The organism is Jutongia huaianensis, assembly GCF_014384985.1.
Taxonomy (GTDB): Bacteria; Bacillota; Clostridia; order Lachnospirales; family Lachnospiraceae; genus Jutongia; species Jutongia huaianensis.
In genome coordinates, this window is sequence record NZ_JACRSX010000011.1 from 102,012 (window position 1) to 110,214 (window position 8,203).

Consider the following 8,203-nt stretch of genomic DNA (forward strand, 5'->3'; position numbering starts at 1 on the left):
TTTAGAGAAAATAGGCAGTGTAATACTACAAGTGAAATGAGACAACATTAAGGAGGAAAAGACGAAATGGTAAATTTTAAAGAATGGGACGGATTTGAAGGACGTCTCTGGAAAGAAGAAATCAATGTCCGTGATTTTATCCAGAATAACTATACTCCATATGATGGAGATGAGTCATTTCTGGAGGGACCAACCGAAGCAACCGATAAGCTTTGGGGCAAGCTGCAGGAGCTGCAGAAGGAGGAACGTGCAAAGGGCGGTGTCCTTGATATGGACACGGATATTGTATCGTCTCTGACCTCCCACGGACCAGGATATATCAGCGAGGATTTAAAGGATCTGGAGCAGATTGTTGGTCTCCAGACAGATAAGCCGTTAAAGCGTGCATTCATGCCTTACGGTGGTATCAAGATGGCAGAGGAGTCTCTGAAGATGTATGGCTATGAGCCAAATCCGGAGCTTCATAAGATCTTTACTGAGTACCATAAGACACATAACCAGGGTGTATTTGATGCTTATACACCGGAGATGAGAGCAGTCCGCAAGAACAAGATCATCACAGGTCTTCCGGATACATACGGACGTGGACGTATCGTAGGTGATTATCGTCGAGTTGCTCTTTACGGTATCGATCATCTGATCGCAGAGAAGGAAGCGGATAAGGCAGTCTGCGGAAGCGGAAGCATGAAAGGTGAAGTGATCCGTCTTCGTGAGGAGCTGCAGGAGCAGATCAATTCCCTCAGGGGAATGAAGGAGATGGCAGCCATTTACGGTTACGATATCTCTGAGCCGGCAAAGAATGCAAAAGAAGCTGTTCAGTGGACTTATTTCGGTTATCTTGCTGCTATTAAGACACAGAACGGTGCTGCAATGAGTATCGGCCGTGTCTGCACATTCCTTGATATTTATATTGAGAGAGATTTAAAGAACGGCACACTGACAGAGAAAGAGGCACAGGAGCTCATCGATCACATGACCATGAAGTTCCGTATGGTCAAGTTTGCACGTATTAAGTCTTACAACGAGCTTTTCTCCGGAGATCCGGTATGGGCTACTATCGATCTTGCCGGTATCGGTGTAGACGGTCGTCATATGGTGACAAAGACAGATTATCGTGTTCTTCATACCCTGGAGAATATGGGACCTGCTCCGGAGCCAAACATCACGGTACTTTACTCCTCCGATCTTCCGGAGAACTTCAAGAGATATGCAGCAAACATCTCCATCAAGACCAGCTCTGTCCAGTATGAGAATGATGATGTCATGAAGCCTGTATGGGGTGATGATTATGCAATCTGCTGTTGTGTATCTGCAACACAGACCGGTAAGGAGATGCAGTTCTTCGGCGCCAGAGCAAACCTTGCAAAATGTCTCCTCTATGCGATCAACGGTGGTGTTGACGAGAAGAATAAAGTACAGGTTGGACCAAAGTATCAGCCAATTACTTCTGAGTACCTTGATTATGATGAGGTTATGGAGAAGTATGATGCAATGATGGATTGGCTTGCAGATATCTATGTAAATACACTGAACCTGATCCAGTATATGCATGATAAATATTACTATGAGGCAGCCCAGATGGCACTGATCGATACGGATGTACGCCGTACCTTCGCCACAGGTATTGCAGGTTTCTCTCATGTAATTGATTCTCTGAGTGCGATCAAGTACGCAAAGGTTAAGGTGATCCGTGATGAGAGCGGACTTGCCGTAGATTATGAGACAGAGGGTGATTTCCCTAAATATGGTAATGATGATGACCGTGCCGATGAGATCGGTGTATGGCTGCTCCGTACCTTCCTTGAGAAGATCAAGAAGCATCATACCTATCGTCGTTCTGAGCCGACGACATCTATCCTTACGATCACATCGAACGTGGTTTATGGTAAGGCAACCGGCTCTATGCCAAACGGCAGAAAAGCAGGACAGCCACTTTCACCGGGAGCAAACCCAAGCTATGGTGCAGAGCAGAATGGTCTGCTGGCATCTCTTAACTCTGTTGCGAAGATCCCTTATGAGTGGGCTCTGGATGGTATCTCCAATACGCAGACCATCAATCCGGACGCACTTGGACATGAGGAAGAGGAGCGCAAGACAAATCTGGTACAGGTTATGGACGGTTACTTTGATCAGGGAGCACATCACCTTAATGTCAATGTATTTGGCAAGGAGAAGCTCATTGATGCAATGGAGCATCCGGAGAAAGAGGAGTATGCTAACTTTACGATCCGTGTATCCGGTTACGCCGTTAAGTTTATTGATCTGACTAAGGAGCAGCAGATGGATGTTATTTCCAGAACCTGCCATGCACAGATGTAGTCAGAAATTTTAGAAACAAGCGAGGGCAGCAGGGAAAAGCGAATCCCTTGTCTTCGTGAGAATAAATGCATACAAACCTTGCGTTTTGGTGTACAATAAAACCGAGACGCAAGGTTTGTGCTGTATAAAAGAGAAAAGAGAGGCAGACAGAGAGCAGCCGACTGCTGAGAAATGCAGTGGGTGTCAGTAGTGATCTGTTTGCAGGAAAAGGAGAGAGAACATGGGACAGGTAAAGGGGCGGATTCATTCCGTGGAGACTTTTGGTCTGGTGGACGGACCGGGAGTGCGGTATGTGGTGTTTCTGCAGGGCTGCCGCATGCGGTGCAAATACTGCCACAATCCGGAGACCTGGAAGCTGGATGAAGGAGAGGAAAAGACAGCTCAGGAAGTATTTGCAAAGGCATATCGTTACAAAAGCTATTGGAAGGACAACGGCGGCCTGACCGTCAGTGGCGGAGAGCCGTTACTGCAGATCGATTTTTTGACAGAGCTTTTTACGCTGGCAAAGGAGAAGGGCATCCACACCACACTGGACACCAGTGCCAATCCTTTTGATCCGGATTCACCGGAGTTTATGGATAAATTTGAGAAGCTTATGGAGGTTACGGATCTGGTAATGCTGGACATCAAGGAAATGGATCCGGAGAAGCATAAAGCACTGACTGGGCAGACCAATGAGAATATTCTGGCATTGGCAGACTGGCTCAGTGATCATGGCAAAGCCATGTGGATCCGTCATGTACTGGTGCCGGCTCTGACAGATGATGAGGAGGGCTTACGGGCGCTCAGGGCGAAGTTGGATCAGTGGACCAGCGTGGAGCGCGTGGAGATCCTGCCGTATCATACGCTGGGGCTTTTTAAATGGGAGAATCTGGGGATTGTCTATCCACTGGAGGGGGTACGGACACCGACCCTGGAGGAAGTAGAGAAGGCAGAGAAGATTCTCGGAATATAAAAATAGAGAGGAAGGAAGTATAATGGTAAAGCATATTATTTTGTGGCAGTTAAAGGATGAATTATCAGAAGAAGAGAAACAGACTGTTAAGGCTGGGATCAAGGAGGGACTGGAAGGTCTTGCAGGCAAGGTTCCGGGACTGACAGAGGTACATGTACAGACGCAGGGGCTGGCATCCTCCAATGCAGATGTGATGCTTGATACTACGCTTGTAGATGAGGAGGCACTGAAGGGATATGCGGTTCATCCGGAGCATGTAAAGGTAGCGGACAGCAAGGTGCGTCCTTATACCAAGACGAGAGTCTGTATGGATTTTGAGATATAATGAGTCTATGACAAGAGTGTAGAATGGAGAAATCATATGACACTTCAACAGCTTCGATATGCGATTACTGTGGCTGAGACAGGAACCATCACGGAGGCCGCAAAGAAATTATATATTTCCCAGCCGAGTCTGACCAATGCTATTCATGAGCTGGAAAAGGAAATGAATCTGGTGATCTTTCAGAGAACCAACAAGGGAATTCTGTTGTCCGGGGAGGGCGAGGAGTTTCTGGGGTATGCAAGACAGGTGTTAGAACAGGCATCGATTCTGGAGGACAAATACAAGGGAAACGGCGGTGGAAAAAAGCAGTTTTGTGTGTCCACACAGCATTATTCCTTTGCGGTCAATGCCTTTGTAGATCTGATCAAGGAGTATGGACAGGAGGAGTACGATTTCAGTCTCCGGGAGACCCAGACCTATGAGATCATCGAGGATGTGGCTCACATGAGAAGTGAGATCGGAATCTTGTTTTTGAATGATTTTAATGAGACGGTGCTTCGCAAGATCCTGAAAACAAATGATCTGGAGTTTCACGAATTATTTGTGGCAAAGCCCCATGTTTTTATCAGCAGAAAGCATCCTCTGGCGGACCGGCAGGTGATCACGAATCAGGAGCTGGAGGAATATCCGTATCTGTCCTTTGAGCAGGGCGAGCACAATTCCTTTTATTTTTCGGAGGAGATATTTTCAACTTCGGAAAGAAAGAAAAACATCAGGGTCAGAGACCGGGCTACGCTGTTTAATCTGCTGATCGGATTGAACGGGTATACCGTCTGCAGCGGTGTGATCGATAAGAAGCTCAACGGTAAGGATATCATTGCGGTGCCTCTGCAGGACGAGGGAGATATGCGGATCGGTTATATTACTCATAGGAAAGCAGTTCCCGGCAGACTGGCAGCTACATATCTGGAGGCGTTGCGGAAGTATTTGGGATAGTCGAAATGGGTTGTATATAGTTTAAAGCTATGAACAACCCATTTTTTATGTATTATACAAATGCCTAATGGAAACGTATAATGATGTCATCATAAGGAACAAATTAAATCTGGCAGCAGAAGGAGCCTGTGTAACAATCGGGTACGGGCAGTCTGCGAAAAAAGGAGGACGAATATGAAGACATCAGTGATCGGTTATCCAAGAATCGGAAGCTTAAGAGAATTAAAATTTGCTTCGGAGGAGTATTTCCGGAAGGAAATCGGAGCGGAGGAATTACTGCAGACGGCTGCAGAACTTCGGAAGCAGCATTGGAACTCGCAGAAAAAAGCAGGGATTGATTTTATTTCCAGTAATGATTTTTCGTTTTATGATATGGTTCTGGACACAGCAGTTTTGCTGGGAATTGTGCCAAAGAGATATCAGGAGCTGAAGCTTTCCGGGCTGGATACATATTTTGCACTTGCCAGAGGATATCAGGGGGAATCCGGTGACGTGAAGGCACTTGCCATGAAGAAATGGTTTAATACCAATTATCATTATATTGTACCGGAGCTTGAGGATGACACGGAAATTTCCCTTTCCGGAACAAAACCATGGGATGAATACGAGGAAGCAAAGGCACTGGGAATTGAGACAAAGCCCGTGATCATTGGTGCCTATACTATATTAAAGCTCACCCGTTATACCGGAAAGAAAACAGCCGGTGATTTTGTGGATGATATTGTGACGGTATATCAGGATATTGTGAAAAAATGTAAAAAAGATCAGATTGCATGGGTGCAGTTTGATGAGCCGGCATTGGTACAGGATATGAGCCTGGAGGATATCGCATTATTCCATCGGATTTATGACAAGATCCTGGCAGATAAGGGAAACTGTAAAATTTTGCTGCAGACATATTTTGGAGATGTCAGGGATATTTATCAGGAGCTGATCCGGATGCCATTTGACGGAATCGGTCTTGATTTTCTGGAAGGCAAAGAGACCGGTCATCTGATCGGGCGATATGGATTCCCACAGGAGAAGGTGCTTTTTGCGGGACTGGTCAATGGCAAAAATATCTGGAAAAATCATTATGAAAAAACGCTGTCTGTTTTAAAAGAATTAAAGGATAAGGAAATTCAGATGGTACTCTCCACTTCATGCTCTCTGCTTCACGTTCCGTATACGTTGCAGTATGAGGAGAAGCTTTCCGGAGAATATAAGGCTTACTTTGCATTTGCACAGGAGAAGCTTTTGGAATTAAAAGAGCTGAGTGAACTGGCAGATCAGACATCCTGCCAGGACAACCCGGCATATCAGAAAAACCGCAGACTTTTTGCAGGAGACAGAAATTGTCAGAAGCAGGAGGTCACCGAGAGATTATCAAAGGTCACAGATCAGGATTATACCAGACTGCCAAAGCGGAGTGAACGTCAGGCTCTGCAGAAAAAGGTTCTCGGTCTGCCGGAATTCCCGACCACAACCATTGGTTCTTTTCCACAGACAAAGGATGTCAAGGCGAATCGTTCTGCATTCCGCAGGGGGGAGATCACAAGAGAAGAATATGTGGCATTTAATCAGAAGAAGATCGCGGAATGTGTCAAGTGGCAGGAGGAGATCGGACTGGATGTACTGGTGCATGGTGAGTATGAGCGAAACGACATGGTGGAATACTTTGGCGAGGCATTGGGAGGATTCCTTTTTACCGAGAAGGCATGGGTACAGTCCTATGGTACGCGTTGTGTAAAGCCGCCGATCATCTGGGGAGATGTGTACAGAGAAAAACCGATTACGGTAGAATGGTCTGTCTATGCACAGTCCCAGACAGAGAAGATTATGAAGGGAATGCTCACCGGACCTGTGACCATATTAAACTGGTCCTTCCCTAGAGAGGATATCTCTATCAAAGAATCTATTTCCCAGATTGCACTGGCCATTCGTGATGAGGTGCTTGATCTGGAAAAAAGTGGCATCAAGATGATCCAGATTGATGAGGCTGCTCTGCGTGAAAAGCTTCCGTTACGAAAATCAGACTGGTATACGGAATATCTTGATTTTGCAATCCCGGCATTCCGTCTGACCCACAGCGGGGTGAAGCCGGAGACACAGATTCATACTCATATGTGCTACAGTGAGTTTACGGATATTATCCCTGCCATTGATGATATGGATGCGGATGTGATCACCTTCGAGGCATCCCGTTCCGATCTGCAGATCTTAGATGCATTGCGGGAGAATCACTTCGAGACAGAGGTGGGACCGGGCGTTTATGATATTCACTCTCCACGAGTGCCGTCAGTGGAGGAGATGGTGCGTGCACTGGAGCGGATGCTGACCAAGATCAGCCCGGAGAAGCTCTGGGTCAATCCGGATTGTGGTCTTAAGACAAGAGGTGTGCCGGAGACCGATGCCAGTCTTCGTAATATGGTAGCGGCGGCAAAAGAAATACGACAGAAGTAGAATGACGGAAAAATCAGCAAATGAAACCATTCCTTTCCGTATGAGAGAGGGAAAGAAACAAAAGAAAGCAGGACAAAGAAATGAAAATATCAGATATCTATTCCGAAAAAAAGAGTTTATCCTTTGAAATATTTCCGCCGAAAAAGACGGAGGATCTGGAAAATATAGATGAGACACTGGCGGTTTTATGTGAATGTGATCCGGATTTTATCAGTGTGACCTTTGGAGCGGGAGGCAGCTCGAACTGTAACCGTACCATTGAACTGGCCAAAAAGATCAAAAATCAGTATCACGTGGAACCTGTCGTTCATTTGACCTGCCTTCATTATGACAAAAAAGAAATCGATGAATTTGCACGGGTTCTCACGGAGGAAGGCATCCAGAATGTGCTGGCACTCCGGGGGGACCGCAATCCCGATATTCCGGAAAAAGAGGATTTTAAACATGCTTCCGATCTGATCCGTTATCTAAAACCAAAGGAGGATTTTTGTTTTTTGGGAGCCTGTTATCCGGAATGTCATCCGGAGTCGGAAAATAAGATCCGTGAAATGAGACATCTCCGGGAAAAGGTGGATGCCGGAGCGGAGGTTTTATTGTCCCAGTTATTCTTTGACAACGAACAGTTTTTTAAGTTTGTGGAGGACTGCCGGATCGCCGGGATCCAGGTGCCGATCATTCCGGGTATTATGCCGGTGATCAATGCACGCCAGATCAAACGGATGGTAACTATGTGCGGAGCCTCCTTTCCGGAACGTTTTCAGAGGATCATTCATAAATATGAGGATAATAAAAAGGCACTGTTTGATGCCGGTATGTCCTATGCACTGAGCCAGATCATTGATCTGCTGGTCAGTGATATTGATGGGATCCATCTGTACACCATGAATAATCCGCTGGTGGCGCGCAGGATCTGTGATGGGATTCGGAATATTATTTAAGTTTTGAACTTTTTGCCGGAGTGTTACGAAGAGACCGTTTCAAGTTTTGTGTAAACTCAAAAAACTGACATAAGATTTTATTGATAGTTACTAAGAGCAGAGACCAGATTTTGGTTCTCTGCTCTTATCTGCATTATACAGGTATAAATGCACATGTCAAATAGAATCTCTAGAATTCTGCTTTTTCCAGCCGTTCTTCAAAATAGATCTCCAGCTGGGCTCGTATCTGGGACCAGTCCCTGCGGCGTCCGGTCCATTTTTTAGTGATGTCCATGGTAGCCAGATAGA

General features: G+C 46.0%; 6 protein-coding genes. All 6 read left to right on the forward strand.

Annotation, left to right across the window (positions count from 1 at the left end):
* Positions 1-66 precede the first annotated feature (66 nt).
* Positions 67-2,319, forward strand: coding sequence for a formate C-acetyltransferase (pflB, locus tag H8704_RS09060; protein ID WP_249298045.1), 2,253 nt, complete (start codon positions 67-69; stop codon positions 2,317-2,319).
* A 220-nt stretch (positions 2,320-2,539) separates the two neighbouring features.
* Complete coding sequence (gene pflA, locus H8704_RS09065; protein WP_249298046.1) at positions 2,540-3,274, forward strand: pyruvate formate-lyase-activating protein; 735 nt, start codon at positions 2,540-2,542, stop codon at positions 3,272-3,274.
* A 22-nt stretch (positions 3,275-3,296) separates the two neighbouring features.
* Positions 3,297-3,599, forward strand: coding sequence for a Dabb family protein (locus tag H8704_RS09070; RefSeq protein ID WP_022465300.1), 303 nt, complete (start codon positions 3,297-3,299; stop codon positions 3,597-3,599).
* Between the two features lie 36 nt (positions 3,600-3,635).
* Complete coding sequence (locus H8704_RS09075) at positions 3,636-4,535, forward strand: LysR family transcriptional regulator (protein ID WP_022465299.1); 900 nt, start codon at positions 3,636-3,638, stop codon at positions 4,533-4,535.
* Positions 4,536-4,709: 174 nt separating this feature from the next.
* Positions 4,710-6,977, forward strand: a complete 2,268-nt coding sequence (gene metE, locus H8704_RS09080; protein ID WP_249298047.1) for a 5-methyltetrahydropteroyltriglutamate--homocysteine S-methyltransferase — start codon at positions 4,710-4,712, stop codon at positions 6,975-6,977.
* An 80-nt stretch (positions 6,978-7,057) separates the two neighbouring features.
* Positions 7,058-7,915 carry a methylenetetrahydrofolate reductase [NAD(P)H] gene (gene metF, locus H8704_RS09085; protein ID WP_249298048.1) on the forward strand — a complete coding sequence of 286 codons (858 nt, stop codon included), beginning with the start codon at positions 7,058-7,060 and terminating at the stop codon, positions 7,913-7,915.
* Positions 7,916-8,203 lie beyond the last annotated feature (288 nt).